This is a genomic window from Rahnella aceris, assembly GCF_011684115.1.
Classification (GTDB): Bacteria; Pseudomonadota; Gammaproteobacteria; order Enterobacterales; family Enterobacteriaceae; genus Rahnella; species Rahnella aceris.
On the sequence record NZ_JAADJV010000001.1, the window covers coordinates 1,637,031 to 1,663,724 of the forward strand.

Sequence of the window (26,694 nt, forward strand, 5' to 3'; positions counted from 1 at the left end):
CTCCCAAAGAGGTACAAATTTAAACGGGGTTAACTTTATGATTTATTGGTCATAATTTCAGAAAGAAAGCAAAAAGGCGGGAGTGACGTCATCTGACGGAAAATTGGGGGTAAGGCTGTTTGAATGTGACAGTATTGTGAAATTAGACGGGAGGTTATTGTATTTACGCCGATGTCTGGCGTAATGGTGCCACCTGCTTTGGTCACCAGAAATCCGACATGCCGACAGAAAAACCCGCCGTACTCAATTTCAACGATGAAGTCACCGGAATGATTTACGGCTTCGTTTTTCGTCCAAACCGCCCTGCCGAACGTGTTTCTTCACAGCAGGTTCAGGAAGCCTGGCAGCAGATTTGCCACGACAAAGGATTCGTCTGGATCCACGTCAATCTCAATCATGCCATGTCAGAAAAATGGCTGAAAAAGCATTTTGGCGTCGGTGAGGTGTTTTTCGAGGAAATCCGCGAAGGCTCGCGCAGCACGCGCATTGAACGGCTCGATGACACGCTGCTGGCGGTGCTCAACGATGTGATTTTTCGCCCGGATGAAACCAGTGATGAAGCTTCGACGCTGTGGCTCAGTTGCCATCAGCAACTGGTGGTCACGGCACGTCATAAACCGGTCAGGCTGATCGAGCAATTATTCAAACGACTGGAGCACCTGGACATCAGCACGCCCACCGCGCTGCTGGTGCATCTTTTAGAAGAACAGGAAGATTTACTGGAACACATTGTGCGTCGGGCCAATCAGTACGTGGACACCATCGAAGAGCGACTCCTGAGCCATCACGTGAAAAAGAACCGCGCCGATCTGGGGCGTCTGCGCCGGATGCTGCTGCGGTTTCAGCGTTTACTGGCACCGGAACCGACTGCGCTTTTCCGCCTGCTGAACCGCCCTCCTACCTGGATAGCTCCCGCTGTGGTCCAGGATTTACGGCAGTTTGCCGAGGAATTTTCTGTGGTGCTCAATGACCTTATCGCGCTGACCGAACGCATCCGGTTATTGCAGGAAGAAATCACCTCACGCCAGATGGAGCAAAGCAACCGCACGCTGTATGTGCTGACCGTGATCACCGTGCTGGCGCTGCCGATCAATATTGTGGCCGGTTTCTTTGGCATGAACGTCGGGGGCATTCCGCTTGCCAGCAATCATCACGGTTTTATTTTGCTGGTGATGATTGTCGGCGTGTTTACCCTGCTGGCGGGCTGGTATGCATTAAGGCATCGCGACGACGGCTGATGGCCGCGAACCGCACAACAACTACAGGAAATCTTTGGCTTTATTCAGCAGCGAGGCTTTGGTGATCACCCCCAGCAGACGGCGGGATTCAGCGTTTTCCAGCACCGGTAAACGTTCAAGCGGCGAATTGCTGAACATCGCCCACGCCTGTTCGTAACTGGCCTGCTGGAAAATCGTCGTGAATTCCTGCTCGATAAACGGGCCAATCGGGCTGCCGGATTTCACGCTGCCATCGATAAGCCCTGCTGCCACCACATTGGTCGGCACTACGCCGAGAAAACGCTCCTCCCTGTCCACCACGTACACATATCGCGTGCGCTGTTTCAGCCCTTCGCTGACCACTTCAGACAGCGAGGCATCAACATACATTTTCGAACATGGCGAAATCAGTGACGCCACCGTACTGTATTCAAAGGCATTTTTCGCCGCAAACCGCGCGTTATGACGTGTCAGCACCGGATACGTGCCACCGACTTTCAGGCGTGAGGCCACGACATAAGAAATCGCCGTCGCCAGCATCAGCGGGAACAGCAGCGAACTGTTGAGGGTCATTTCAAACGCCATCATGATCGACATCAGCGGCGCATGACTGGTCGCCGCCAGCAATGCGCTCATGCCGATCGCGGCATATAAACCGACCGGACCGGGATCGAACCCCAGCCATTGCAGGAAAGTACACACCAGCGCCCCGCCTGCCGCACCAATCAGTAACGACGGCGTAAACAACCCGCCGACCGCACCGGACCCGATGGTGATCGCTGTGGCGACAATTTTCAGGATCAGCAGCACCAGTAACGACGTCTGTAAATCGCCGTTATTGAGGATTAAATCAATCACCTCAAAACCGTTACCCAGCACCAGCGGCGACATCATCGCGATCAACCCGACGCCCAGCCCGCCGAGCCCCAGGCGCAGCGCGGGATGCGAGATGGGTTTCATCCACTGACGGACTTTATCGATTGATGAGATGAATAGCGGCCCGAGAATCCCCGTCGCCATGCCGATAATCAGCACGGTGAAAATCGCGCCGAAAGACGGGCTGAAAGAGGCGGAAGAATACAGATACAGTGGCGCGTAATCGGTCAGAGAACGGACAGTAAGCACCGCGACCGACGCCGAGATAAACAACGGGATCAGTCGCTGAACTGCGGTCACACCAAAGGCGATTTCCGCCACAAACAGCGCGCCGGCAAACGGGGCGTGATACACCGCCGCCAGTCCGCCCGCGGCGGCCATGGCGATAATATCTGACTGATGTACACCTTTGAAACGCGAAAAACGCCCGAGCAGACTGCCGCTCAGCGCGGATAACTGCACCATTGCCCCTTCGCGACCGATTGAACCACCGCTGGCAATACTGGCTAGCGACGACAGCCCGCGCAGCACGGTACTGACCACCGGAATGCCCGGCAGACGCTGATCGATAACATCCAGATAATCAGGCATTTTGCCGTGCTTGTTTTCGTAGCGCAGCGCCAGGATCAGGATAAAACCGGCAATGACGCCGCCGGCTGTGGTGATCAGCGGCCAGACAATTTTGGGATATTCATTGAAAGCTTTGGTGATGTCGCTGCCATCGGTGAACATCAGGCCGTTAATGCCCGAAATCGCCCCGCGAAAAGCGATTGTCACCAGCGCGGCAATAATCCCGGCGGGAATGGCGATCAGCAGGTTAATCAGATCACTCTTTTGCAGGACGTCAGGGTTGAAAGCTTTCAGGCTCATAAGATCTCAGTGGTCGAAAACAGTGACAGGCAGAATACCGATGGAAATCATTATCATGCTCATCAGCCCGACGCAACCCGGGGCGTGGCTTAAAATCGAAAATTGTTGTCCCCCGCCTGTTCCGCCGCCACGCTGATAAAGTGCGGTCACTACGCCGCCAATGCAGCGTAAACATTCTGCGCGCTTTGCCGCACTTATGCCGTCCCCTCTGTCGGACGATGCAAATTCTCTGGAAAACATCCTGCAAAATCCTAAACAACCGCTTTCGCTAAATGCATGAAGCATTAAAGTCACGTTCGTTCCCGGGAGAACAATCCCTATACAACGGCAAAAGACTCTGTTAATTTATGCACCGAAGCACAGTGCAACAAGGCTTCGATGCCCCACCTTAAAAATCAGGATGGGTTCATCTCATGAACGATATGCTCAGGATAAGCAGTTTCCGCGATCAATGGCTGGAAGACTTTTTCCACTTCGCCACTCCCCATCGCAAAATACCCTGGACGCTGGCAACTGCTCTGGAAAGGAAGCTGGATATGATCAATGCCGCAATGGATTATCGCGATTTACTCTGGCCCCCGGGCAATCGCTATGAAGATCTGGCCCCCCCGTTAAAGGGATTTTCATCGATCAGGGTGAATGAGCAGTACCGTCTGATTTTTTACTGGCGGGAAGGAAAAGCACATGGCCTGTATTTAGATCCCCACGGTTACAGGAGTTACCGGTAATTATGAGCATATTCGCTCTGATGTTAATGAAGACATACCAGAAGGAACATCGTATGGCTGTGACCACACGTAAACCCGCTACTGTTGGTGATATTTTACTTTACGAATTTCTCGAACCTGCAGGCCTGCGGATCAACGATCTCGCCGACATGCTGAATGTTCACCGCAATACCATCAGCGCACTGGTGAATAACAACCGCAGACTGACCGTTGATATTGCCTTCCGGCTGGCAAAGACATTTGAGACCTCTGTCGAGTTTTGGTTAAACCTGCAAACCAATGTCGATATTTGGGAAGTGCGCAATAACCCGCGCCTGATGGATGACATTAACAAAGTCGCCCATCTGAAAGATTTTATGAAAAAGTCATGAAAACTCCGCAGCAGACAAGCCTCAATGGCGCAATCAAGACCCTGCTGACAGGAGCGACCCCGAGACCGGTGGCCCGGGGTCATGACTTGAGAATAAGGGATGATAAAGCCCCTCTTATTCCTTACTCACCGTATCCAGATACAACTGGCTCCCCGCCACATTCTGGCTCGCACCTTTCACGTTATCGCGGATGGCCACCAGCAACTTGCTTTGCAACGCCACCACAAAGGGTGAGTTTTTCTGCAATTCACGCTGCAAATCTGCATACAGCGCCTTGCGTTTGGTCGGGTCAGATTCCGCCGCCGCTGCGCGGGTTTGTTTGCTGATTTCCGGGATCACCCACTGAATACGCTGCGCCAGTGTTTTCGGGCCGTTCGGCACGTTATAGGCAAAGGTACTGGCGTTGGTGTTCGGGTCGAGGTAATCCGCACCCCAGTAAGTGAAGATCGACTGGAATTTATGCGCGCGCATGCGGGTCAGCACATCGCTTTCCACCAGCGGATGCACCACTAAATTGATATCGGCTTTGGCAAAGCTGGCCTGCAACGCCTGCGCGATATCGGAATAAGGTGGCTGGTTAATCACGATTAAATCGATTTTTGTCCCCGGTGCAATGCCGCCTTTGTTGAGAATGGCTTTGGCTTTCGCGACGTCGTATTTGAACGGCTGATCGTCAATGGCACCGGCTAAACCGTCCGGCAGGAAAGTCTGATGAATGCCGTACTGGCCTTTGAGCAGATCGGTTGAAATACCCTGGTAATCTACCAGCCAGCGGGCAGCCTCCCAGAGTGCGGGATTCGCCAGCGCCGGTTGGGTGGTATCGCCGACGTTAAACGCCAGATAGAAGACTTTCGCCGCCGGGAACTGGGCGACATGTACACCCTTTTCTTTTTGCAGCGAGCTGAACTGATCCGCGCCTAAATCGTATGCCACGTCAGCATCACCATTAAGTACCAGCAGACGGCGGGTAGAAGGATCACCGACATTTTTAAAGAGGACGTTTTCCAGCTTCGCCAGCGGTTTGGCATTCGGGTTACGTTTGAAGATTAGCGCTTCGTGAGGCACATAGTTACGCACTTCAAAGGCACCGCTGCCTGCTGAACGTGAACGCAGCCAGCTGTTGCCGAAATCGTTCTGATCGACATGTTCTTTCAACAGCTTGCTGTCAACAATGCCTGCCACCGGCGCGGATAAAATGCTCAGCACCAGACCACTGCCGATATCCGCAGGCCAGCTCAGTTGCACTTTATCGTCCGACAGTTTTTTCAGATTGCCGTCGACATTTTCTGGTGTCCAGCCCAGTTCGCCGAGAATAAACGACGGGCTTTTATTGAGTTTGACCACGCGACTAAAGGAATAAATCACGTCGTCAGCGGTCAGCGGATTGCCGCTGGCAAACTTCTGCCCCGGCTTAAGGGTGAAAATCAGGCTGTGCGCGTCAGGCCCTGGCTGCCAGCTGGCGGCGGCGTCCGGGTCGAGTTGATCGGGGTGCTGACGGTTTGAAACCACCAGTTGCTGATACAGGTTAACCAGATTGCCGGAACTGACGGTTTCAAAACTCTCCGCCGGATCCAGGCTGATAATACCTTCGAGCGAACCGGCTACCACCAGCGTATCCGCAGGTGTCGCCGCATCCACACGGGTTGCCGCCATCATGAGCAGAAATAACAGGGAAGGAACACGTACTTTCATTGAGGTCGATCTCCACAGGTGAAAAGACAGTTTTTCCGAGTGTAGAGGTGCAGCGGCAAGGCCCGAACAATGAAATAAAGCTTTGTTATTTAATAAATTAGATTAAGCATTTTCCAGCTCCCTCCCCCGCGAAGGGGAAGGACTACGTCAAGACGTAACCCTTCGCCATATGCACCGCACGATCACACATATGGTCAATCACATCCGCATCGTGGCTGACCAGAATCATGGTCAGGTCGCTGCTGGCTTTCAGGTCGTTGAGTAAATTGAGAATTTCCGCCTGTACAGACATATCGAGGGCAGACGTCGGTTCATCAAGCAGCAGCAGTTTCGGTTTAAGCAGGAGTGCGCGGACAATTGCCACGCGCTGACGCTGGCCACCGGAAAGCTGATGCGGATAGCGGTTCATCAGCGCCGGATCCAACCCGACCTGGCGAAAACCTTCGGCAATTTTCTGTTCAATATCCTGTTCATTGAGGATTTTCAGCGGCTCTGCCAGCGTGCGCAGCAGCTTGTGTTTCGGGTGCAGCGAGGCATAAGGGTCCTGAAAAACCATCTGCACGTCGCGGCGCAGGCTACCGGTAAAAGGTTTACCGGGTTTCACCTGATGATCAAGCAACGTCAGGCTGCCGTCCCAGTGTCCGTTCAGGCCCGCCAGCACCCACAGCAGCGAGGATTTACCGCAACCGGACGGCCCGACCAGCCCGAAGCATTCGCCTTTGTTGATAGTCAGGTTGACGTTATGTACCACCGTGCGGGTTTCGTAACCCTGACGATGCGACACGCTCAGCTGATGCAGTTCAGCAATAATCTCACTCATGGCGCGGCTCCTGTTTTAAAGAGGCCAGCAGCGCGCGATCCAGCACCGGCAGGCGTTCACCGTGGGTAAATTTGCTCGGACGGCATGACCAGAGTGTATGCGTATAAGGATGTGTAGCGTTCGCCAGCTGATCGGCTGCAAGCTCATCGAGCAGTTCGCCTTTGTACATCACCAGCACACGTTCACAATAGCGGGCGACCTGTTGCAGGTCGTGACTGATGAGGATCAGCCCCATATTTCGCTGTTCGACTAAACGCTCAATCAGCCCCAGAACCTGCTCACGCATGTCGAAATCCAGCGCGGAAGTGGGTTCGTCGGCAATCAGCCATTGCGGGTCGTTGATCAGTGCAATCGCCAGCATCACGCGCTGCCCCATCCCGCCGGAAAGTTGATGCGGATACTGCTGTTGCAGGAAAGCCGGATTCGGCAGACCGACCGCATTCAGCATCTCGGTGACCTTTTCCTGACGCTCCTTGCGGCCAAGACGGGTGTGCAGACGCAGCGGTTCTTCCACCTGTTTGCCGATTTTCTGCGTCGGATTCAGCGCATGTTTCGGATCCTGCATGACCATCGATACGCGGTTACCGCGAAGCGTGCTCCACTCACGTTCTTTGAGTGTGGTCAGATCGTTATCACCCAGCGTCAGCTGTGACGCGCGCAGCTTGCACGGATGTGGCAGCAACCCCATCAGCGCGCGGGCAGTCAGGGATTTGCCAGATCCGGACTCGCCGACCAGCGCCACACGTTCCTGTCCGACGCTGAATGACAGGGATTTTACCAGTTCCAGCGGACGTTCACCCGGCAGGTAAATGGTCATATCTTTCGCGACCAGCTTGTCGCTATTTGATTTGTCTTTATGTAAAAAGTCAGTTGCCATGTCGTGGATCCATTTTGTCACGCAGGCCATCGCCCAGCAGATTGAAAGCCAGGCTGGCGAAAAGAATCGCCCCGCCCGGTGCAGCGGCGACCCACCACTGATCGAAAATGACTTTGCTGCCTTCAGCAACCATCGAGCCCCATTCAGCCGTCGGTGGCTGAATGCCCATGCCGAGAAAGCCCAGACCGGCAGAGGCCAGAATGATGCCGCCGAGGCTGAGCGCCGCGCGCACCACAGCGCTGGGCAGGCACAGCGGCAAAATGTGGCCGAACATCAGTCGCAACCCGCCGATGCCCTGCATCCGTGCGGCCGCCAGATAATCGCTGCGGCGAAGTGCCAGTGTCTCGGCCCTCGCCTGTCGTGCAAACGGCGGCCAGCTGGTGAAAGCCAGAGCCAGTGCACCGTTCATCAGACCGGGGCCCAGGATCGCCACCAGCGCCAGCGCCATGACCAGACTGGGCAAGGACATCACAATATCGGTCAGTCGCATCACAATGCGTTCATACCAGCCGCCAATGTAACCGGCGCTGATACCGATCAGCAGGCCAACCGGAATGGTCAGTACCAGGATCAGTGACACCAGCAACAGCGTCGGGCGCGCGCCATATACCACACGCGAGAGCAAATCACGGCCAAAACCGTCGGTGCCCAGCCAGTGGGTTTCCGATGGTGGCAGCAGACGCAGTTCGATGTGTTGAATGTTCGGGTCAAACGGCGCCAGCCATGGTGCGAGCAGCGCGGTCAGTACCAGAATAGCGACCAGCACCAGCCCCACGGAAAACGTGGTGATGCGCCGGGCCGGTTTCCAGACGGATGTTTCGGCTTCAGCCTCAACCTGCGTGGGTTGTTCAGGGATCATTTGAGTCATAGAAACTACCGGGTCCGCGGATCGAGCAGATAAGTAAGGGCGTCAGCCAGCGCATTAAGCAGCACAAAACAGGTGCCGATCAGCAGCGTAGCGCCAAGAATTGCCGGAGTATCCGCGGCGAACAGCGCGGTGGTCAGATAACGTCCAACGCCCGGCCAGGCAAATACCGTTTCCGTCAGAACCGCCCCTTCCAGCAAACTGGCGTAGGAAAGCGTCAGCACGGTGATCAGCGTGCCGAGCACATTCGGGAAAACGTGACACAGCAATACACGTACCCTGCCCGCGCCTTTCGAGCGCGCCAGAATCACATATTCTTTGTTCATTTCGCCGAGCATCGACGCACGCAGAAGGCGCGTAATGCCCGCCATCGACAACATCGCCAGCACCGTTACCGGCAACCATAAGTGGCTGATGGCGTTGTAGAACATTTCACGGTCGCCGGAAAGCCAGGTATCAATCAGCACAAAACCGGTGCGCGGCGTCATAGTGTACATATACAGGTCATCAAGCCGTCCCGGCCCGCCCGCCCAGTGCAGTACCGCGTAAAACAGCAAAAGGCCGAGCAGGCTCAGCCAGAAAATCGGTACAGAATAACCGAGCAGCGACACCATTCTCGCAACGTTATCCAGCCAGCTTCCCGGTTTCCACACCGCCAGCAGCGCCAGCAGAATGCCGAGTGTGCCGCCAAGCAGGATCGCACAGGTCGCCAGTTCGACCGTTGCCGGGAAGGTGCGCATCAAATCGCTGGCGACCGGCTGCGCGGTGATGCGGGAGATACCCATATCGCCGTGCGCCAGTCTTTCCAGATAACGGGTGAACTGCACCGGCACCGACTGATCGAGACCTAAATCACGACGCACCTGCGCATAGGTGGCTTCACTGGCGTGATCACCCGCCACCTGAAGTGTCGGGTCAATCGGAGCAAGATGGGAAAGCGTAAAAGTAAACGCCAGCAGGCCGAGTAACGTCAGCGCCAGCGAAATCACGCCAGTCAGCAAACGGCCTGACCAGCGCCAACCCTGCCGGACGAATCCGGCGGGTGTTGAACTGTCTGTCATTACTTAGTGACCTTGCTGTAGAAGACCATGTCAGGGTTGATGCCCTGCACGTAACCTTTGATGTTGTCGCGTACGGCAATCAGGCTTTTCGCTTGCAGGCCAATCACGAACGGTGAGTTTTTCTGTACTTCCAGTTGCAACTGACGGTAATCCGCCACGCGTTTGGCCTGATCCGGTTCCGCAATCGCGGCCAGCGTCAGTTTATTGAGCGCCGGAATGGACCAGTTCGCCCGCCATGCCAGCGTTTTGCTGCCATCTTCCGGGTTGAAAGCAAACGCCGAAGCGTTAGTGTTCGGGTCAAAGTAATCCGGTCCCCACGAAGACATATACGCATCGTAATTGTGTGATTTCACTTTGGTGGAGATCTGCGAGCTTAAACCCGGATCCAGTTTCACCGTTACGCCGCCCTGCGCGAAGCTGGCCTGCAACGCCTGGGCGATGTCCAGGTACGGCGGCTGATTGGCGGTAGACAGCGTGAAGCTGACGTTGGTCAGCCCGGCTTTTGCCAGAATCGCTTTGGCTTTCGCCGGATCATAGGTGTATGGCGTGTCATTCAGCGCGCCCAGATAACCTTCCGGCAGGAAGGCCTGATGCACCTGGAACTGATCTTTCATCAGGTCGTGCGCAATGTGGTTGTAATCGAACAGGTAACGGGCCGCTTCCCAGAACGCAGGATTACCCAACGCCGGAGAAGCTTTGGCGTTGAACTGCATGAAGTACAGCGAGGCATACGGGATCGCCAGAGGCTTAACGCCTTTTTTGCCAGCGAGTGCGGCCATCTGGTCAGAACCGAGATTACGCGCCATATCGGCATCCCCCTGCTCGATCAGCAAGCGGCGTGCGGCAGGATCCGGGACGTTTTTGATCAGAATGGTTTTCAGCTTCGGCGCGCCTTCCGGCGAAGTCGGATTCGCAGACAGAATCACCACTTCATGCGGAATGTAGTTGCGGATCTGATACGGGCCGGAACCGGCAGAATGGTTGCTCAGCCACTGATGCCCCAGGTCGTCAGCAGTGGCGTTAGCTTTCACCAGTTTGCTGTCAACGATAGAAGATACCGGCGCCGACAGCAGGCTCAACACGAATGACGGGCTGACATCGGCGGTCCAGCTGACTTTCACATGCTGATCATCGATTTTAGTAAGGAAGGTATCGACGTTTTTATCGGTCCAGCCCAGTTGCGTCAGAATGAACGAAGGTTCGAGATTCAGCTTCACCACACGCGATAACGAGAAAATCACATCATCGGCTGTCAGCGGATTACCGCTGGCAAAGGTGGCTTTCGGTGACAGCGTGAAGGTCAGGCTGCGGTTATCTTTACCTGTTTCCCAGGAGGCCGCCAGCGTCGGTTTTAAATCGATCGGGTTGTTCGGGTCAGACTGCACCAGACGCTGATAAATATTATTGAAAGCCTGAACCGTGGTCAGTTCGAAGCCCTGCGCCGGATCAAAACTGGAGGTGTCATCAATGGATTGCGCGATAACCAAAGTATCCGGCGGCGTGGCAGCCTGCGCAGAGAAAGTAGCCGCAATAGCCGTAAACAGGACGGACGGTAATAAAGCTTTCATCAGGTCAGACTCTCCAAGGTAGCGAAATTGCTAAAGTTTTGTTGAGTGTAAAGTTTCTTCAACCTACCAGAAAGTCTGATAAATACTATCGTTATGCGAATTTTGCATAACGTTATCTGATTGGTTATTAAAGCGTCGGAATGCGGTCTGGCGGGGGATTGTTACTGTACAAACCACAGGGAAATACCCGCTGAAGGGATGTGGGAATGAATAGCACGTAAACCGGGGGGTGTTAAGGGAAGCGGGCTGCACGGAAGGCCCCGCACAGCGCGCAGATGCGGGGCTTAGCTCAGCCCCGGCACATCAAAACCGGGAGAAACGGACAACAGCATTCGTACCTGTTTGACCAGCTCACTCATGCAGTCATCACGCATGCCGTAGTTGTTCAGCTCTTTTTCCAGGGCAAACAGATATTGTGCATTGGTCCCGAGCGGGCCGCTGGCCTGCGCAATCAGTGGCGCGATAACCTGATAATCGGTATCGGCCTCATATTGCGGGTGCGAGGGATCCATAATGAACACCAGCGCCGTCACCTTGCGGCCATCGTCGAGATTCAGTTCGCACCAGGTCGGACGATAACAGCCGGTCAGCATTTCACGCTTCCACAGCAATTCGAGTTCATCGAGAAGTGTGTCTTCCGGCAGACGGAACGCCAGACCGGTGGTTTTTCCGCCATCCCGCAGCGCCAGCATGCGGCCAGGTTGCGCATGGGTGCCACGCCCGGAGGTGAGGCGTAAACAGAAGGCACGATGATAACCGTGCAATGTGGCGGGTCGCGCCTCTTCCGAGTCAAAAACCGGGTTCCACATCAGTGAACCGTAACCAAAAATCCAGACCGGGCTGTTGTCGGGGCGACGCGCCAGCGTGCAGCTCAGAGAGGCTGCGCGCTGTTCAGGGGTCAGTAGCATCGACTCATCAATGCTGCCGAATGCTGTTTTGCAATCTGCGTTACGCAGGAAATCTCGAGTTAACATTCATTCCCCCTTCGGTACGACTTACTTTTGAACATGCCATGCTGTTAACGCTGTGTTCTCCGTTATCGTGAGTTTCATTTAATAACGCTATCGGACAGTTTCGCCTGAGCTTCAGGCCGCAGGGCAAATTTATTAGGAAGTTTCGTATACCCCTGCTGAATGAAACCTTATTCGTTTCTTTCGTTGCAATCAAGGTTGAGAGCGATCACAAAACGAAAATAAAGTGATTATTTTATGAACATTGCATGAATGTTGATATTTAGGGGGGGAATAAAACAAAAACAGCGGGAACCCGGAGGCCGGGCAGACCTTCTGGCAGGCGCGGGATCGCCCTCACCTGCCATTCATATCAGGATTTCTTAGGATGCCACTTATCGTCATCTCCTTTTTTATACCCATGTTTCACAGCGGCCCAGGCAACTTTATGCGCCGTTTCCTCACGCGAGTCATCGCCCTGCCGGTCTTTAGGTTTTTTATACTCATCCCAGGCGCTGTTAAACGCTTCCTTATAGATATCCTGCGCATGGGCAGGAAGCACATTGCGCACGGATTCAGGCAACGCTGAGCGGTTCTGATAAGGCATAGTCGTCTCCTTTTTCATAGCGTTCATCGCATTGATATTTTTTATGTGCGGCGTCTGCGCACAGGATAAAGTCTAGCTGCTACCCTCAAAGGACGCTGCCAGATTATTCTCGTTATCGGGCCGCTGACTGCACATTTCCTCCATGAGATTGTGTGGGTATCCTGATGATTTACATAAACTGACGCATAATCGCCATATTACTACAATAGCAATATAATACATTGTTTTTAAATGACTTAATATTTTAACAAAACAAATTATTAGGGTGTTTATTGCTGGTTAATTCAGATTATTCCCTGATAAACAATTGGTATGTCATTTTTTATGCATTAACAATGACTTTACCCTGTTAATAGATTAATTTATCTACTATACTTAACAGGTTAGACCTTTATGCTGCCAGGCATTTTTCTGACAACTGACAGACAGGCGGTTGTTATTACGTGAGCGTTTATAAGGAGAATAATCATCATGGTGTCTTCACAGGAACATCCAAAAATCAAAACCCGCCATCAGGAATACTCCCTGGTTTTTCCCATCGCTGCACTTATCGTTCTCATCCTCTGGGGCAACAGCAGTAACTTTGCCTCGGTTGTCGGTATCAATTTAATCGCGCTGGTCGGTATCCTCGCCAGCGCCTTCAGCGTGGTGCGTCATGCCGACGTACTGGCACATCGTCTTGGCGAACCTTACGGGTCGTTGATCCTCAGCCTTTCAGTGGTCATCCTCGAAGTCAGCCTGATTTCGGCCCTGATGGCGACCGGCGACGCCGCGCCCGCGCTGATGCGTGACACGTTGTTCTCGATCATCATGATTGTTACCGCCGGTCTGGTTGGCGTTGCCCTGCTGTTGGGCGGGCGCAAATTTGCGACACAATATGTGAATCTCGGTGGTATCAAACAGTACCTGATGGCGATATTCCCGCTGGCGGTGATTGTGCTGGTGCTGCCTGCCGCGTTGCCGGCGGGCAATTTCTCGACGCTACAGGCGTTGTTTGTCGCGATGATTTCAGCCGCCATGTACGGCGTATTTTTGCTTATCCAGACCAAAACCCACCAGAGCCTGTTTATTTACGAGCATGAAGATGAAGGCGAAGAAGACGGACACGGAAAACCGTCTTCGAAAAGTAACCTGACGCATACGCTCTGGCTGATTGTCCATCTGGTGCTGGTTATCGCAGTGACCAAGTTCAACGCCAATCCGCTGGAAAGCCTGCTGACCGAACTGAATGCTCCTGCGCAGTTCACCGGCTTCCTGGTCGCGTTACTGATCCTTTCACCGGAAGGTCTGGGCGCACTGAAAGCGGTACTGAAAAATCAGGTACAGCGCGCCATGAATTTGTTCTTCGGCTCCGTGCTGGCGACGATTTCACTGACCGTACCGGCGGTGACCGTCATCGCCACCCTGACAGGTCAGGATCTGATTTTCGGCCTGGATCCGGCGAATATTGTGGTGATGCTGGCGGTGCTGATCTTGTGCCAGATTTCATTCTCCACCGGCCGTACCAATGTATTAAACGGTACTGCGCATCTGGCCCTCTTCTGCGCCTACATGATGCTAATTATGCTTTAAATCTTCATCCTTCGGGTTGCCGCCCTGATACAACCCAAATGATTTTGATTGAATGAAGAATGACAAAAGAAAGGCCGCTCAACTGAGCGGCCTTTTTCATGGGAGGGATGGGAGAATTAAGAGTAGGCGTGGAGAGTGCGTTTACACAGCTCTGAACGCACGCAGTCCTCTTTGCCAAATTCAATGATGCCAATCATCTCGTCTTCTTCGAAGCGAGACATTGCATCGCTGAGCCCCGATACTACGCCGCGTGGTAAATCGCACTGGGTAATATCACCGTTAACAATCACCGTCACATTTTCACCGAGACGGGTCAGGAACATTTTCATCTGGCTGGCCGTGACATTCTGCGCTTCGTCCAGAATAACCACCGCATTTTCGAAAGTACGCCCGCGCATATAAGCGAATGGCGCAATTTCAACCTTCCCTATTTCCGGTCGCAAACAATATTGCAGGAATGATGAACCCAGACGACGTAATAGAATGTCGTAGACCGGACGGAAATAAGGCGCGAACTTCTCAGAAATATCACCGGGCAGGAAACCGAGATCTTCATCGGCTTGCAATACCGGGCGCGTCACAATAATCCTGTCGATTTCTTTGTGAATTAATGCCTCTGCCGCTTTCGCAGCGCTGATAAATGTTTTGCCACAACCGGCTTCACCGGTGGCAAAAATTAACTGCTTATTCTCTATGGCTGATAAGTAATGACCTTGAGCTTCAGTACGCGCTTCGATGACGGACGTATCGCGGGAGTCGCGAGCCATGCCGATCGATTCCAAACCGCCCATCTGTACTAATGACGTCACAGATTCTTCCTCGCGCTGGCGGTGACTACGTGAATCACTACGAATAACACGTTTTGCTTCACGACGAGCTTTGATCACTGCTTTCTGTCTTCCCATAGTGGCACCTTACAGTTTGATTCACTTAACGCTAAGGCATAATGCCCGCACGGTTATGTTTCACTAACAAATGAGGTTTTGGTCTCCTTTTAGACCAAGTGGAGCCAATGAATAACGTGAAGAGGAAAAGAAACCAAAGGGATTAACGGAAAGTCTTTTGGTTGTTTTCTGTTCACGAGGAGGCATTGTCAAAAGTGTCAATAATGACAAACCGCTGACCCATACAATGAAAATTCCAGAATAAAAGCCAGTGATATTCACATCATTTTGGTAAACATTTACGGGGTCAGTTAAAGAACAGGGTTGAGGTTGAGTGGATGATATTTTTTGCAGCAAGCGGTAGGAAAAAGCTGAAAGTAAAGGTTGAAATATTAGAGAGTCGGAAGCCTGGCCCTCGTTTGCATTTAAGCGACAACAACGAGTGAATGAGAGAAGTGTGTTATTTTCGATCAACAGCCCAAACATGGACTTTACCATTCGCGCTCCCCGCAGTGTTATTAACGGCACCTGCCGTACACCTCGTGAAAACTACCGCTTATAAATGTCAGTATAATGACAGCTGAAACATTTGCGTTACCAAAATGTAAAAAAGTTTGTGGCTGACGTCAATAGGATCATGAGGATCTTTTTCAGATCCTCTTTAATCGTGCTGAATTTCTCTCAGCCCAGCAGATTATTTTTCTTTTCATTGATGAAGTAACTGTTAATGCCTTCCGCCAGCGCATGCGCCATTTTCTCCTGAAACACCGGCTCACCCAGTAATTTTTCTTCCTGTTTATTGGTGATGAAGGATGTCTCCACCAGCGCGGAAGGAATTCGCGGGGATTTCAGTACCGCAAATCCCGCCTGTTCAGGATGCGGACTGTGCATGTGATGCACTTTACTAATAGTTGCCGTCAGATGATGGCCAAAATTCAGGCTGCGATGAATGGTTTCGTGCTGGTCGAGATCAAACAGCGTTTCTTTAAGGTATTGATCGTCGGTTTTAAAATCGTCGTCATACAACACATCTGCGCTGTTTTCGCTTTGCGACAAATAGCGCGCCATCGCACTGCCCGCGCCGTGTTCAGACAGCGCGAAAACCGACGCACCGGAGACCTGATCGTTGGTAAAACCGTCGGCATGAATTGAGATAAACAGATCTGCCTCATGCTGATGCGCCAGGCTGACGCGGTGATACAGCGGAATAAATACGTCATCCTGGCGCGTCAGCACCGCCTGAATACCGTGCTGTTGATCAAGCAAGGTTTGCAGTCGTTTGGCGATGTGCAGCACCACGTGTTTTTCATAGGTGCCTTCGTTGCCGATCGCGCCCGGATCCTTTCCGCCATGCCCCGGATCAATCATCACCAGTAGCGGTTTCTCTGCCCGAGGTGCAGCGGTGGTGACGGGCAAAATCTCGGCGTCAGGGCTTTCTCCGGATATCGTCACGTTCAGCACACCGTTTTCCGTGCTGCGCGTAATCTTCGGTTTACCGTTTACCTGCAACACAATGCGCGCCACTTGCGGGCTGAAGTGAGCAATCCTCCCCTCTTTTATCCACGAAAATTTCTGCCTGACCACCGTCAGCGCATGCTCCAGTTCCGGTGGAAATGACGCCATCGGCATATCAATCACCACTCTTTCCGGCGCACTGAGCATAAACACCCGGCTGTATTTATCCGCTGCCGGTAACGTCAGGTAAATCTGACTGGCGTCTGATGTCATGGTAATGCGCACGGCTTTTTGGGCGGCATACAGGCGTGGTGCCGTCAGGGAAAGTCCGATGCCAAAGATCAGTAATTTTCTGCGGGCATGGTTGATGGTCATAACAGTCTCGGAGCAGGCATCGTAATAAATCAGTTTGACGATTTATCATCATGACATTGCTGAGATTTTTTGGGATGCAGCGGAGTATTAACAGGCGGTGAATTGCGTAACGAAGCGTAAAAAGGATTTCTGGATTGAGCTTCTCCCCCTTCGCAGGGGGAGGCATTAAATTACGCTTCGATTAACGATTGACCGAGATAGTGGCTTTCATCTTTATTCCCCGGCAGCGTGAAGAAAAAGCCGCCGCCATTCGGACGGATATACTCTTCCAGCGCTTCGCCGTTCAGGCGTTTCTGCACGGTCAGGAAACCTTTTTCCAGGTCATGCTGATAACAGACAAAAATCAGCCCCATTTCCAGTTGCCCGGAATGGGTCACGCCAAGCGAATAGCTGTAGCCACGGCGCAGCATCAGGTTTTCATCGGTGGCTTTGGTACGCGGATTCGCCAGACGGATATGCGAATCAAGGCGGATGGTCTTACCTTCCGGGTCTTTTTCGTAATCCGGCACATCGTGCTCCTTTTCCATCCCCAAAGGTGCGCCGGTGGCTTTGTTACGCCCGAAAATAGACTGCTGCTCCTGCAACGGCGTACGGTCCCAGGATTCCACCTTGAACGGGATCAGACGTGTGGCCTGATAACTGCCGCCAAGCGTCCACGCCGGTTCGCCCTGACCGGCGGTGACCCAGACGGTTTTATCCATCAGTGGTGTGTCTTTCGAGTCAGGATTCGCCGTGCCGTCTTTAAAGCCCAGCAGGTTAATCGGCGTTTCTTTGCCCTGACTGCGCGCTGCGTGGGACGAAATAAAGCCGTCACGACGCCAGCGCACGCTGAGTAAATCCGGTGTGTACTTGATGATGTCACGCAACGCATGCACCACCGTATCGTTGTTGTTGGCACAGATTTGCAGTGACAGATCACCATGACAGAGTGTGGCATCCAGTGAATCATTCGGGAAACGCGTCATGCGCTGCAATTTCAGCGGCTTATGCGGCGCTAATCCAAAGCGCTCATCGAACAGGGAATCCCCCACCGACAGCGTCATGGTCAGGTTATCCGGGTAGATTTCTGCCCCCATCACGCCGGAATCCATCGGCGGGAATTTCGGATCCATTGAAGGTGCGGTGCCACCCTTGGTCAGGAAGGCAAACCGTGAATCAAGGAGACGGAAAAGACGCTCCAGATCGGCTTTGTTGGTGGCCAGCACGTCAAAGGAAACCAGCATCATCGACGCCTGTTGTGGCGTTAAAATCCCTGCCTGATGCTCGCCGTAATAAGGTTGCCTGCCCCAGCGTTCGTCCGGGGAAACCGTGCCTGGCGTGTACTCTTTTTTTGCGCCGGGTGTTTTCTCAGCCTGCGCCGTGGCAGCGCCGCCCAGGGCAAATGCCCCGCCTAACAATCCCACACCTTTCAGCAAACTGCGGCGGGAAGAAGAAACGTCGTTCTGATTATCGTTTTTGTGACTCATTGCTATGCCTCGTTATAACGCTCCTCCCCCTGCGAAGGGGGAGGTTGGGAGGGGGTTTTAATGATAAAACAGGGGGTTATGCATACTTCGGCTGCTGGATTTTTCTTTAATACCCCACCCCACCCTCCCCTTCGCAGGGGAGGGTGCTAAGGAGTTTAATCTAAACCAAGCACACCGCGCAGTTTGGACAAGTCTTCTGCCAGCGTGGTGATCGGCCCTTTCATTGCGTTACGGTCTGCATCAGACAGTTTTTCATAATTCTCGTAACCGTCTTTGGTTTTGTATTTATCCAGCAGCGCATCGACGGTTTTGAAGTTAGCGTCGATTTTATCCAGCAACGGTTTATCGGCTTTGACCAGTAACGGACGCAGCAGATTGACGATTTTTTGTGCGCCATCAAGGTTGGCACGGAAATCCCACAGGTCAGTGCGGCTGTAACGGTCTTCTTCGCCGCTGATTTTACTGGCGGCCACTTCTTCAATCAGGCCCGCCGCGCCGCCGACCACTTTGCTAGGCGGGAAAGTCAGGTCTGCGATACGTTTTTGCAAATCAACGGTATCGGTATAAAGCTTGTCAGCAAAGGGTTCGGTGCCTTTGGTGGTTTTGTCCGCGAAGAGAATTTTCTCCAGACGGTGGAAACCGGTGAAGTTAGGATCTTCGGCTTTTTTCTCGAAATCATCTTCACGGGCGTCGATGCTGCCGTCCAGATCAGAGAACAGTTCGGCAATCGGTTCGATGCGCTCATAGTAAACACGGGTTGACGCGTAAAGGGATTGTGCTTTCGCCAGATCACCCTTCTTCACTGCGTCGGTAAAGGCTTTGGTATGCGCCACCAGTTCAGCGACCTGCTGCGTCACATAGACTTTGTATTCCGCAATCGGGCCAACCAGCGCCATGGCGTCAGGCTTACCGGAAGCGGCTGTCCCCTCGGCGGTGACAGTCAGTTTGCCTTTCGGATTGCTCAGCAAGCCACAGGTCATGTCGTATTCGCCCGGTTCAAGGTTAGCCGTCATTTTTTGCGTGAAACCCGGTGCCACGTTTTCACGTTCTTCCACCACCATCACGCCTTTCAAAATTTCCCATTCCAGGTTTTTCTGACTGTTGTTATGGATAACAAACTGGGTTTTACCGGCGGGCACGGTCAGCGCCATCGGTTCACATTGTTTGTCGTTAACAGCAATTTTGACCTGACGAACATCAGCAGCCAGCACATTGGCGCTCAGCGCAAAAGCCGGCAGGGATAACAGTGCAATCTGTAAAGCTTTACGGCGAAAATGTGTCATGTACAACTCCGTGACAAAGGCAAGATGATGGAAAGGTTTAAGGATCAACGTCGTGTTTTTTGCCCGGCAGAGGCCGGCGCGGCCACAGGCGATTTACCTTGTGGCATAAAGAACAGGAACAGCGCAGGGATCAGATACAGGAAGTACACCGCGACTTCGCTGACCGTCGGGGCTTCCTGATAGCCAAACATCCCTTCCAGCAACGTGCCGAATAAAGAGTGCGTGGATAATGTGCCGCTCAGATCAAAAGCAATATCCTGCATACGGTTCCACAATCCGGCTTCGTGGAAAGCGCGAATAGCCCCCGCAGCCAGCCCGGCGGCGACAAACAGAATGAACAGGCTGGTCCATTTGAAGAACTTCGCCAGATGCAGCTTCACCCCGCCGTAGTAAATCAGGAAACCCAGCACGATGGCCGCGCCAAGCCCGAGCACTGCGCCGATCGGCGCTTCGATGCCGACATCCTGCTGGAAGGCCGCCAGCAGGAAAAACACCGATTCCAGACCTTCACGCGCTACCGCAAAAAACACCATCGCGACCAGTGCCCAGCCCTGACCGCGGCCGGAATTCAGCGCATGATCAATCGCCCCTTCCAGATGCACTTTGATAGAACGCGACACTTTGCGCATCCAGAACACCATATAAGTCAGGATGCACACCGCAACGACGGCGACGATACCTTCAAACAGCTCCTGCTGTTTTTGTGGAAACTCACCGGTCGTGGCATTGATGAAAAGACCGAGCGCCAGACAGAGTGCGGCAGCGATGAAAACGCCAATCCAGACCACACCGAGCCACTGCCCGCGTTGCGTCCGTTTGAGATAGCTGGCAATCAGGCTGACGATCAGTGCAGCTTCCAGCCCTTCGCGAAACATAATGAGAAACGGAACGAACATGACGAGCTCCCGAGCCCTGAATTCTGACGAACAACAGAATGTGTAAGGTCTCTGTAAAGAAAAGTAAAAAGAAACGATAGTGATTATCATTCTTGCCAAAAGAAATACAAGAGGTAACCGATCCTTTTTTTGAAGCGTGATCGGTAAATAGACAGGAAAAATCAGGACGGGGGGATTATCCGGCGGAAAATGCTGAAAACCGGGGGCTGAATGCCCCCGGTCTGAGTGTCATAAAAGTAAAAAACCGTTAAATAGTATTATATTCCGCTTCCGCAACAGTGAAGCGCTGTTCCACGGCGGCGGAAGGTTTACGCCCCGCCAGGCTGACAATCCAGATAGCCAGTGACGCGAAAATAAAGCCGGGAATGATTTCATACAGTTCGGCCCAGCCGTATTGTTTCCACAGGATCACTGTCACGGCACCGACGATCATGCCTGCCAGTGCACCGTTACGCGTCATACGTTTCCACATCACGGAAATCAGGATCACCGGTCCGAATGCTGCGCCAAAACCGGCCCATGCATAACTGACTAAACCGAGAACACGGTTTTCCGGATTGGCGGCCAGCGCAATCGCGACCAGCGCCACAACCAGCACCATCGCACGCCCTACCCACACCAGTTCGCGCTGGCTTGCGCCTTTGCGCAGGAAGGCTTTATACAAATCTTCGGTAATCGCGCTTGAACACACCAGCAACTGACAGCTCAGGGTACTCATCACCGCCGCCAGAATAGCGGACAGCAAAATACCGGCAATCCAGGGATTAAACAGAATTTTCGTCAGCTCGATGAACACGCGCTCACCGTTTTGCGTCACGTTGCCCGCTTCGCCCGGATTATTGCTGAAGTAAGCAATCCCGAAGAATCCTACGGCAATGGTGCCCGCCAGACACAAAATCATCCATGTCATGCTGATACGGCGCGCGCTGCGGATAGTTCGGTGAGAATCGGCCGCCATGAAGCGCGCCAGAATATGCGGCTGACCAAAATAGCCCAGTCCCCAGCCCAGCAATGACAAAATCGCCACCAGATTCATGCCCTTGAACATATCGGTGTATTCAGGGTTTTTGGCATTGATTACCATCATCGAGGTATCAATACCGCCCACTGCGAGGATGACGATAACCGGTGTCAGGATCAGCGCGAAAATCATCAGGCTGGCCTGCACGGTATCAGTCCAGCTGACTGCCAGAAAACCGCCGATAAAAGTATAAATGATGGTCGCCGCCGCACCAGCCCAAAGTGCAGTCTGGTACGTCATGCCGAAGGTGCTTTCAAACAGACGCGCACCGGCCACGATGCCGGAGGCACAGTAAATGGTGAAGAACACCAAAATCACAATCGCGGAGATAATGCGCAGCAGCTTGCTGGAATCTTCAAAACGATGGGTAAAGTAATCCGGCAGTGTCAGCGCATTATTATTGGCTTCAGTGTGCACACGCAGCCGCCCTGCCACCAGTTTCCAGTTCAGGTACGCGCCGATGGTCAGGCCAATGGCGATCCAGCTTTCCGAAATCCCGGAAATAAAAATCGCCCCCGGCAATCCCATTAACAGCCAGCCGCTCATGTCAGAAGCACCGGCTGAAAGCGCCGTCACCACGCTGCCTAAACTGCGTCCGCCCAGAATATAATCATCAAAGTTTTTGGTTCGTAGATACGCGATGAGCCCAATAAAAATCATCCCGAAAATATAAACACAAAACGTCACCAGCATCGGTGTGTTCATTGTCATTCCATTCTCCACTTCTTATTTTTTGCGATGTTGTCCGGCAGCTGTCTGTCCTGAAGCACTCCACCAGAAGTGCCGCTAAAAACCTGCCGGGGCGAGATGATGGCTGAAACCCTGTAAGGTTGCAGCAAGACTCTCCATATTTTTTACGTAGTCACTGACTCTGTGTGGTTTTTGTTCAAAATTACTGTCGGGCCGGATACTGGTTTAGCCTGATCCACTTTTCAATATTTTTAACATTTCAAATACACAAAATTCACCCTCCATCACAGTTATCCGCAATACCGGTTGTACTTTGCACTGACAAAAGTTGCACCTGATGCAACCTTTGACATTCTCCTCAGGTGAATGCAGGCAAGATCCATGCCGTTATTTTATTGTTAAAAATGCCAGACAAATCACAACAGGCATACTTCATGCATTAACAGGGTTGCACAAGGTTGCAACATAGAAGATATTGCTCAGCATAAAATAACGAATTCACCTGAAATTTTTTATATGGAGTGTTTGCGCATGGGTATGACGACGATGGGCGTGAAGCTGGATGAAGGTACACGCGACAGGCTTAAAGAAGCGGCTCACAAAATTGACCGCACGCCGCACTGGCTGATCAAACAAGCGATATTTTCCTATCTGGAACGACTGGAAAATGGCGATACGCTGCCGGAAATTCCGGCGCTGAATGGCGCTGCGCCTGAAGGTATGGAAGATGTCGCTGTGCAACTGGTTCAGGAAGCCCATCAGCCGTTCCTAGATTTCGCCGAGCAGATCCTGCCACAGTCAGTCAGCCGTTCTGCCATCACTGCCGCCTATCGCCGCCCTGAACCTGAAGCCGTGTCGATGCTGCTTGAACAGGCGCGTTTGCCTGCCCCGCTCAATGATGCTGCGCTGAAACTGGCTGCTGACATTGCCACCAGACTCAGGAACCAAAAGAGTGCAAACGGCCGCGCCGGCATGGTGCAAAGCCTGCTGCAGGAGTTCTCTCTGTCTTCTCAGGAAGGCGTGGCGCTGATGTGTCTGGCGGAAGCGCTGCTGCGTATTCCCGACAAACCAACCCGCGATGCGTTAATCCGCGACAAAATCAGCAACGGTAACTGGCATTCGCATCTGGGCCGCAGCCCGTCGCTGTTCGTTAACGCCGCGACCTGGGGTTTGCTGTTCACCGGCAAGCTGGTGGCGACGCATAATGAAGCCAGCCTGTCAAAATCGCTGAACCGCATTATCGGCAAAAGCGGCGAACCGCTAATCCGCAAAGGTGTGGACATGGCAATGCGCCTGATGGGAGAGCAATTCGTGACCGGCGAAACCATCGCCGAAGCGCTGGCCAATGCCCGCAAACATGAAGAAAAAGGTTTCCGCTATTCCTACGACATGCTGGGTGAAGCCGCGCTCACCGCGAAAGACGCGCAGGCCTATTTGCAGTCCTATCAGCAGGCGATCAATGCCATCGGCAAAGCCTCCAATGGTCGCGGCATTTATGAAGGCCCCGGCATTTCCATCAAGCTTTCCGCCCTGCATCCGCGTTACAGCCGTGCGCAATATGAGCGTGTAATGGAAGAGTTGTATCCGCGCCTGCTTTCACTGACCTTGCTGGCACGCAGTTACGACATCGGTATCAACATCGATGCCGAAGAAGCTGACCGCCTGGAAATCTCTCTCGATTTGCTGGAAAAACTCTGCTTCGAACCGGAACTGGCGGGCTGGAACGGCATCGGCTTCGTGATTCAGGCGTATCAGAAACGCTGCCCGATGGTGATTGATTACCTGACCAGTCTGGCACAGCGCAGCCGCCGCCGTCTGATGGTCCGTCTGGTGAAAGGTGCGTACTGGGACAGCGAAATTAAGCGCGCACAAATGGACGGTCTGGAAGATTATCCGGTTTATACCCGCAAGGTTTACACCGATGTCTCCTATCTGGCCTGCGCCCGTAAACTGCTGGCCGTGCCAAACCTGATTTATCCTCAGTTCGCGACGCATAACGCCCACACCGTGGCGGCGATTTATCAACTGGCCGGTAATAACTATTATCCCGGTCAGTACGAATTCCAGTGCCTGCACGGTATGGGTGAACCGCTGTACGAGCAGGTGGTGGGGAAAATTTCTGACGGCAAACTGAACCGCCCGTGCCGCATTTATGCCCCGGTCGGTACACACGAAACACTGTTGGCATACCTGGTACGTCGTCTGCTGGAAAACGGCGCGAACACCTCCTTTGTTAACCGTATTGCCGATGCCACGTTACCGATCGATGAACTGGTTGCCGATCCGGTTCTGGCGGTCGAAGCGCTTGCCGCCAGCGAAGGTCAGGTCGGGTTACCCCATCCGCGAATCGCCCTGCCGCGCAATCTTTATGGCGAAAAACGTGTGAATTCTGCCGGTCTGGATATGTCCAGCGAGCACCGTCTGGCCTCCCTTTCCAGCGCCCTGCTGCAAAGCGCCAGCCACCCGGTCAAAGCGCAGCCGATAATTGATGCGCAAACGGACGACGGCGAATTCCTGCCGGTGATCAACCCGTCTGAAAATACCGATATTGTCGGGTATGTTCGCGAAGCGACAGAAGCTGAAATCAGCCGCGCGCTGGATGCCTCAACCGCTGCCGGGTCAATCTGGTTTGCGACACCTCCCGAAGAACGTGCCGCCATCCTGCAACGCGCTGCAGAACTGATGGAAGCGCAGTTGCAAAACCTGCTCGGCGTGCTGGTGCGCGAGGCGGGAAAAACCTTTAATAACGCCATTGCCGAAGTACGTGAAGCCGTGGACTTCCTGCATTATTACGCCGGGCAGATCCGCGAAGATTTCGCCAATGACACGCACCGTCCGCTGGGGCCGGTGGTCTGTATCAGCCCGTGGAACTTCCCGCTGGCGATCTTTACCGGTCAGATTGCTGCCGCGCTGGCCGCCGGGAACAGCGTGCTGGCAAAACCGGCAGAACAGACGCCGCTGATTGCTGCATTAGCCGTCAGCATTCTGCATGAAGCCGGAGTTCCGGCAGGCGTATTGCAGTTGCTGCCGGGCCGGGGTGAAACGGTCGGTTCGCAACTGGTCAATGACGAACGTGTACGCGGCGTGCTGTTTACCGGTTCGACGGATGTCGCGGGTATTCTGCAACGCAACATCGCCGGTCGTCTGGATCTGCAGGGGCGTCCGACGCCGCTTATCGCCGAAACCGGCGGGCTGAACGCCATGATTGTCGATTCCTCCGCCCTGACCGAACAGGTAGTGACGGATGTGGTCGCGTCGGCTTTCGACAGCGCCGGTCAGCGCTGCTCCGCCCTGCGCGTGTTGTGTATTCAGGACGACGTCGCCGACCACACGCTGCAAATGCTGCGCGGTGCGATGGCGGAATGCCGGATGGGCAATCCGGAGCGCTTGTCTACCGACATCGGGCCGGTGATCGACGCCGAAGCCAAAGCCGGTATCGAAAAACACATCGATGCGATGCGCACCAAAGGCCGCACCGTGTATCAGGCTGCGCAGGAATTTACGGCTGACCAGCAGGAATGGAGCCGCGGTACCTTTGTTAAACCGACGCTGATCGAGCTGGAAAGCTTCGATGAGATGAAGAAAGAAATCTTCGGGCCGGTGTTGCACGTGGTGCGTTATGCCCGCCAGGATCTGGATAAGCTGATCGGTCAGATTAATGCCGCCGGTTATGGCCTGACGCTGGGTATTCATACCCGCATCGACGAAACCATTCATCGCGTTACGCAGCAGGCACACGTCGGCAATATGTACGTGAACCGCAATATGGTGGGTGCTGTCGTGGGTGTGCAACCTTTTGGCGGCGAAGGCTTGTCCGGCACCGGTCCGAAAGCCGGTGGCCCGCTGTATCTTTATCGTCTGCTGAGCAGCCGTCCGCAAGACGCCGTCCAGCAAACCCTGTTACGTCAGGATCGCGAACTGCCGCTCGATACCTCCGTGCGCGAAGCCTTGCTGGCACCGCACCGGGCGCTGCAACAATGGGCAACGGAGCAGAAACACCGTGAGGAGTTTGTCGCAGTTTGCGAACGTTTCGCCCAAACCAGTCAGGGCGGCACCTTGCGCACACTGCCGGGACCAACCGGCGAGCGTAACACTTACGCACTGTTACCGCGTGAGCGCGTTCTGGCACTGGCGGATAATCAGGAAGATGCCCTGACCCAGCTTGCCGCTGTCACCGCGACAGGTTGCCGCATTCTCTGGCCGGAAGCGCCATTGCAACGTGATTTGTTCAGCATCCTGCCAAAAGCAGTGCAGGCGCGAGTCGATTTCGCCAAAGACTGGCAGAACGATGCGCAGGTATTTGATGCAGTGATTTATCACGGTGATGCGGATCAGTTGCGCGAACTTTGTCAGACCATTGCGCAGCGTCCGGGCGCCATTATATCGGTACAGGGCTTTGCACGCGGCGAGGATAATATTCTGCTGGAACGCCTGCTGCATGAACGTTCACTGAGTGTGAATACGGCAGCCGCCGGGGGCAATGCGAGTCTGATGACGATCGGATAAAGGTTGGGATGGCAGGAAAGCCGCTGCAAGTGGCGGCTTTTAAA

22 protein-coding genes are annotated in these 26,694 nt (G+C 53.6%); 5 read left to right on the plus strand and 17 right to left on the minus strand.

Features of this window, described 5'->3' with window-relative positions; translation table 11 throughout:
• The first annotated feature begins 218 nt into the window (after positions 1-218).
• Complete coding sequence (locus GW591_RS07290) at positions 219-1,238, plus strand: transporter (RefSeq protein WP_166860426.1); 1,020 nt, start codon at positions 219-221, stop codon at positions 1,236-1,238.
• Positions 1,239-1,259: 21 nt separating this feature from the next.
• On the opposite strand, the gene GW591_RS07295 is transcribed toward GW591_RS07290, so the two are convergent.
• Positions 1,260-2,963, minus strand: coding sequence for a chloride channel protein (locus GW591_RS07295; RefSeq protein ID WP_013575751.1), 1,704 nt, complete (start codon positions 2,961-2,963; stop codon positions 1,260-1,262).
• A gap of 6 nt (positions 2,964-2,969) precedes the next feature.
• The gene (locus GW591_RS07300) at positions 2,970-3,203 is read right to left on the minus strand and encodes a hypothetical protein (RefSeq protein WP_013575752.1); all 234 of its coding nucleotides are present in this window, start codon (positions 3,201-3,203) and stop codon (positions 2,970-2,972) included.
• 173 nt (positions 3,204-3,376) lie between these two features.
• On the opposite strand from GW591_RS07300, the gene GW591_RS07305 reads away from it, so the two are divergent.
• Positions 3,377-3,691: a type II toxin-antitoxin system RelE/ParE family toxin gene (locus GW591_RS07305; RefSeq protein WP_013575753.1), complete on the plus strand. Its 315-nt coding sequence runs from the start codon at positions 3,377-3,379 to the stop codon at positions 3,689-3,691.
• Between the two features lie 53 nt (positions 3,692-3,744).
• Positions 3,745-4,062 carry a HigA family addiction module antitoxin gene (locus GW591_RS07310; protein WP_013575754.1) on the plus strand — a complete coding sequence of 106 codons (318 nt, stop codon included), beginning with the start codon at positions 3,745-3,747 and terminating at the stop codon, positions 4,060-4,062.
• Between the two features lie 114 nt (positions 4,063-4,176).
• Here GW591_RS07310 and GW591_RS07315 read toward each other — a convergent pair whose 3' ends face one another.
• The 8 genes from GW591_RS07315 to chaB form a co-directional block, all read right to left on the minus strand.
• Positions 4,177-5,754, minus strand: a complete 1,578-nt coding sequence (locus GW591_RS07315) for an ABC transporter substrate-binding protein (protein WP_015690030.1) — start codon at positions 5,752-5,754, stop codon at positions 4,177-4,179.
• A 142-nt stretch (positions 5,755-5,896) separates the two neighbouring features.
• Entirely contained in the window at positions 5,897-6,574 is a 678-nt protein-coding gene (locus GW591_RS07320) for an ABC transporter ATP-binding protein (RefSeq protein ID WP_121019256.1), read from the minus strand.
• Positions 6,567-7,391, minus strand: coding sequence for an ABC transporter ATP-binding protein (locus tag GW591_RS07325; protein ID WP_223509804.1), 825 nt, complete (start codon positions 7,389-7,391; stop codon positions 6,567-6,569). The genes GW591_RS07320 and GW591_RS07325 overlap by 8 nt, the downstream gene beginning before the upstream one ends.
• 49 nt (positions 7,392-7,440) lie before the next feature.
• Positions 7,441-8,319 (minus strand): ABC transporter permease, encoded by an 879-nt coding sequence (locus GW591_RS07330; RefSeq protein WP_013575758.1) that lies wholly within the window; start codon positions 8,317-8,319, stop codon positions 7,441-7,443.
• A gap of 5 nt (positions 8,320-8,324) precedes the next feature.
• On the minus strand, positions 8,325-9,377 hold the full coding sequence (locus GW591_RS07335; protein ID WP_013575759.1) for an ABC transporter permease: 1,053 nt from the start codon (positions 9,375-9,377) through the stop codon (positions 8,325-8,327).
• Positions 9,377-10,945, minus strand: a complete 1,569-nt coding sequence (locus GW591_RS07340; RefSeq protein ID WP_013575760.1) for an ABC transporter substrate-binding protein — start codon at positions 10,943-10,945, stop codon at positions 9,377-9,379. The genes GW591_RS07335 and GW591_RS07340 overlap by 1 nt, the downstream gene beginning before the upstream one ends.
• A 284-nt stretch (positions 10,946-11,229) precedes the next feature.
• On the minus strand, positions 11,230-11,919 hold the full coding sequence (locus tag GW591_RS07345) for a gamma-glutamylcyclotransferase (RefSeq protein ID WP_013575761.1): 690 nt from the start codon (positions 11,917-11,919) through the stop codon (positions 11,230-11,232).
• Between the two features lie 349 nt (positions 11,920-12,268).
• Positions 12,269-12,502: a putative cation transport regulator ChaB gene (gene chaB / locus GW591_RS07350; protein ID WP_013575762.1), complete on the minus strand. Its 234-nt coding sequence runs from the start codon at positions 12,500-12,502 to the stop codon at positions 12,269-12,271.
• A 471-nt stretch (positions 12,503-12,973) separates the two neighbouring features.
• Here chaB and chaA point away from each other — a divergent pair, with 471 nt between their 5' ends.
• Complete coding sequence (gene chaA / locus GW591_RS07355; RefSeq protein WP_013575763.1) at positions 12,974-14,074, plus strand: sodium-potassium/proton antiporter ChaA; 1,101 nt, start codon at positions 12,974-12,976, stop codon at positions 14,072-14,074.
• Positions 14,075-14,190: 116 nt separating this feature from the next.
• Here chaA and phoH read toward each other — a convergent pair whose 3' ends face one another.
• The 7 genes from phoH to putP all read right to left on the minus strand — a co-directional run bounded on the left by phoH (position 14,191) and on the right by putP (position 22,165).
• On the minus strand, positions 14,191-14,979 hold the full coding sequence (gene phoH, locus GW591_RS07360; RefSeq protein WP_013575764.1) for a phosphate starvation-inducible protein PhoH: 789 nt from the start codon (positions 14,977-14,979) through the stop codon (positions 14,191-14,193).
• A 63-nt stretch (positions 14,980-15,042) separates the two neighbouring features.
• Positions 15,043-15,456, minus strand: a complete 414-nt coding sequence (locus GW591_RS07365) for a hypothetical protein (RefSeq protein ID WP_126124939.1) — start codon at positions 15,454-15,456, stop codon at positions 15,043-15,045.
• A 183-nt stretch (positions 15,457-15,639) separates the two neighbouring features.
• Positions 15,640-16,788 (minus strand): N-acetylmuramoyl-L-alanine amidase, encoded by a 1,149-nt coding sequence (locus GW591_RS07370; RefSeq protein ID WP_119261716.1) that lies wholly within the window; start codon positions 16,786-16,788, stop codon positions 15,640-15,642.
• Positions 16,789-16,958: 170 nt separating this feature from the next.
• Positions 16,959-18,254 (minus strand): iron uptake transporter deferrochelatase/peroxidase subunit, encoded by a 1,296-nt coding sequence (efeB, locus tag GW591_RS07375; protein ID WP_013575767.1) that lies wholly within the window; start codon positions 18,252-18,254, stop codon positions 16,959-16,961.
• A 155-nt stretch (positions 18,255-18,409) separates the two neighbouring features.
• Positions 18,410-19,537, minus strand: coding sequence for an iron uptake system protein EfeO (efeO, locus tag GW591_RS07380; protein ID WP_013575768.1), 1,128 nt, complete (start codon positions 19,535-19,537; stop codon positions 18,410-18,412).
• A gap of 44 nt (positions 19,538-19,581) precedes the next feature.
• Positions 19,582-20,433, minus strand: coding sequence for an iron uptake transporter permease EfeU (gene efeU / locus GW591_RS07385; protein ID WP_037034423.1), 852 nt, complete (start codon positions 20,431-20,433; stop codon positions 19,582-19,584).
• A 247-nt stretch (positions 20,434-20,680) separates the two neighbouring features.
• Complete coding sequence (putP, locus tag GW591_RS07390) at positions 20,681-22,165, minus strand: sodium/proline symporter PutP (RefSeq protein WP_013575770.1); 1,485 nt, start codon at positions 22,163-22,165, stop codon at positions 20,681-20,683.
• Between the two features lie 510 nt (positions 22,166-22,675).
• On the opposite strand from putP, the gene putA reads away from it, so the two are divergent.
• A complete protein-coding gene (putA, locus tag GW591_RS07395; RefSeq protein ID WP_166860429.1) occupies positions 22,676-26,650 on the plus strand; it encodes a trifunctional transcriptional regulator/proline dehydrogenase/L-glutamate gamma-semialdehyde dehydrogenase in 3,975 nt (1,324 codons plus the stop codon).
• Positions 26,651-26,694: the final 44 nt, after the last annotated feature.

Coding starts and splice junctions, on each gene's coding strand:
- GW591_RS07290 (WP_166860426.1), top strand. CDS start 219: ATGCCGACAGAAAAACCCGCCGTACTCAATTTCAACGATGAAGTCACC.
- GW591_RS07295 (WP_013575751.1), bottom strand. CDS start 2,963: ATGAGCCTGAAAGCTTTCAACCCTGACGTCCTGCAAAAGAGTGATCTG.
- GW591_RS07300 (WP_013575752.1), bottom strand. CDS start 3,203: ATGTTTTCCAGAGAATTTGCATCGTCCGACAGAGGGGACGGCATAAGT.
- GW591_RS07305 (WP_013575753.1), top strand. CDS start 3,377: ATGAACGATATGCTCAGGATAAGCAGTTTCCGCGATCAATGGCTGGAA.
- GW591_RS07310 (WP_013575754.1), top strand. CDS start 3,745: ATGGCTGTGACCACACGTAAACCCGCTACTGTTGGTGATATTTTACTT.
- GW591_RS07315 (WP_015690030.1), bottom strand. CDS start 5,754: ATGAAAGTACGTGTTCCTTCCCTGTTATTTCTGCTCATGATGGCGGCA.
- GW591_RS07320 (WP_121019256.1), bottom strand. CDS start 6,574: ATGAGTGAGATTATTGCTGAACTGCATCAGCTGAGCGTGTCGCATCGT.
- GW591_RS07325 (WP_223509804.1), bottom strand. CDS start 7,391: ATGACCATTTACCTGCCGGGTGAACGTCCGCTGGAACTGGTAAAATCC.
- GW591_RS07330 (WP_013575758.1), bottom strand. CDS start 8,319: ATGACTCAAATGATCCCTGAACAACCCACGCAGGTTGAGGCTGAAGCC.
- GW591_RS07335 (WP_013575759.1), bottom strand. CDS start 9,377: ATGACAGACAGTTCAACACCCGCCGGATTCGTCCGGCAGGGTTGGCGC.
- GW591_RS07340 (WP_013575760.1), bottom strand. CDS start 10,945: ATGAAAGCTTTATTACCGTCCGTCCTGTTTACGGCTATTGCGGCTACT.
- GW591_RS07345 (WP_013575761.1), bottom strand. CDS start 11,919: ATGTTAACTCGAGATTTCCTGCGTAACGCAGATTGCAAAACAGCATTC.
- chaB (WP_013575762.1), bottom strand. CDS start 12,502: ATGCCTTATCAGAACCGCTCAGCGTTGCCTGAATCCGTGCGCAATGTG.
- chaA (WP_013575763.1), top strand. CDS start 12,974: ATGGTGTCTTCACAGGAACATCCAAAAATCAAAACCCGCCATCAGGAA.
- phoH (WP_013575764.1), bottom strand. CDS start 14,979: ATGGGAAGACAGAAAGCAGTGATCAAAGCTCGTCGTGAAGCAAAACGT.
- GW591_RS07365 (WP_126124939.1), bottom strand. CDS start 15,456: ATGGTAAAGTCCATGTTTGGGCTGTTGATCGAAAATAACACACTTCTC.
- GW591_RS07370 (WP_119261716.1), bottom strand. CDS start 16,788: ATGACCATCAACCATGCCCGCAGAAAATTACTGATCTTTGGCATCGGA.
- efeB (WP_013575767.1), bottom strand. CDS start 18,254: ATGAGTCACAAAAACGATAATCAGAACGACGTTTCTTCTTCCCGCCGC.
- efeO (WP_013575768.1), bottom strand. CDS start 19,537: ATGACACATTTTCGCCGTAAAGCTTTACAGATTGCACTGTTATCCCTG.
- efeU (WP_037034423.1), bottom strand. CDS start 20,433: ATGTTCGTTCCGTTTCTCATTATGTTTCGCGAAGGGCTGGAAGCTGCA.
- putP (WP_013575770.1), bottom strand. CDS start 22,165: ATGACAATGAACACACCGATGCTGGTGACGTTTTGTGTTTATATTTTC.
- putA (WP_166860429.1), top strand. CDS start 22,676: ATGGGTATGACGACGATGGGCGTGAAGCTGGATGAAGGTACACGCGAC.